Raw genomic sequence first — 1,297 nt, forward strand, 5'->3', positions numbered from 1 at the left:
TGACCTGCCGCGGATATCTCGGACAGTGGGCCCTCTTAAAATGAGGGATCACTGAAAGTCGAGATCAGCATGACCGCAGCACGTAGGCGTTTCACCCAGGAGTTCAAAGACGAGCTGTGCCGTGAGGTGATCAATACCTCCAAACCGATCAAGGACGTCGCCACCGCGTATGGCGTCGGCGCTGAGTCTCTTCGGAACTGGCTCAACAGATACCGCGAGGAGAACGGCGGTACCGAAGCCGACCTGACAGTCTCGGAACGGGCCCGACTGAAGGAGCTCGAGCGGGAAGTTCACGAGCTGCGGGCGGAAACCGCCTTCTTGAAAAAAGCCAGCGCTTACTTCGCGCGGGAGCAGCGGTAGTGAGCAAGTACGAGTACATCGACTCCCAAAAATCGGACCCCGCCAACCAGAATCCGGTCGTGAAAATGTGCCTCTGGCTGGCCGTGTCCACGTCCGGTTTCTATGACTGGGCAATCCGGCCGCAGTCCGCGACCGCGACCCGCCGAGAGGCCCTGATCGCCCGGATTCAGCACTTCTTCGAAGAATCCGACGGCACCTACGGATACCGCCGGATTCACGCCGACCTGGGCGCCGAGCAGACCGAGTGCTCACCCGAGCTGGTGCGGCAACTCATGCGCCAGATCGGCCTCGTGGCCTGCCAACCGCGGCCCTTCCGCATCACGACTCAAGCCGACGCCGCGGCGGCCGCGAGCATGCCCGACCTCGTCAAACGCGACTTCACTGCAGGCCGCCCCGGGGTGAAGTTCGTCGGTGACATTACCTACATTCATACCTGGCAAGGGTTCATCTACCTGGCGACCGTCATCGACTGCTATTCGAAGAAGGTCGTCGGCTGGTCGATCGCAGATCACATGCGTACCGAACTCGTCGCAGATGCCCTCCGGAACGCCGCCGCGACGACTCTGATTGAGCCGGACGCGATTTGGCATTCCGACAGGGGCAGCGTTTACACATCGGCCGAGTTTCGGGCGCTGGTGACCGGCCTAGGGATGCGTTCTTCGATGGGCCGCACCGGCGTGTGCTGGGACAACAGCATGGCCGAGAGTTTCTTCTCGATGCTCAAGAACGAGCGTGTTTATCGCACCGCCTATGCCACGAAATCACAAGCTCGCAGCGACGTCATCAGATATATCGAAGGGTTTTACAACAGTCGACGCCGGCACTCCGCACTCGGTTATCGCCGGCCGAATGAAGTCCATTATGGTTATCAACAGCCAGCATTGGCAGCGTAGAAGAAACCACTAATTCCGCTGTCCGAAATGCCCGCGGCAGGTCA

Annotated in this window: 1 protein-coding gene; it reads left to right on the forward strand. The window is 60.2% G+C overall.

The window, feature by feature from the left end:
* The first annotated feature begins 69 nt into the window (after nucleotides 1–69).
* A protein-coding gene (locus tag CJ028_RS20065; protein WP_105036974.1) for an IS3 family transposase occupies nucleotides 70–1,253 on the forward strand; the annotation gives its coding sequence in 2 pieces (ribosomal slippage) (nucleotides 70–331 and nucleotides 331–1,253; 1,185 coding nt in all).
* Nucleotides 1,254–1,297: the final 44 nt, after the last annotated feature.

Source organism: Cryobacterium aureum (assembly GCF_002954245.1).
In the GTDB taxonomy this organism is placed as follows: domain Bacteria; phylum Actinomycetota; class Actinomycetes; order Actinomycetales; family Microbacteriaceae; genus Cryobacterium; species Cryobacterium aureum.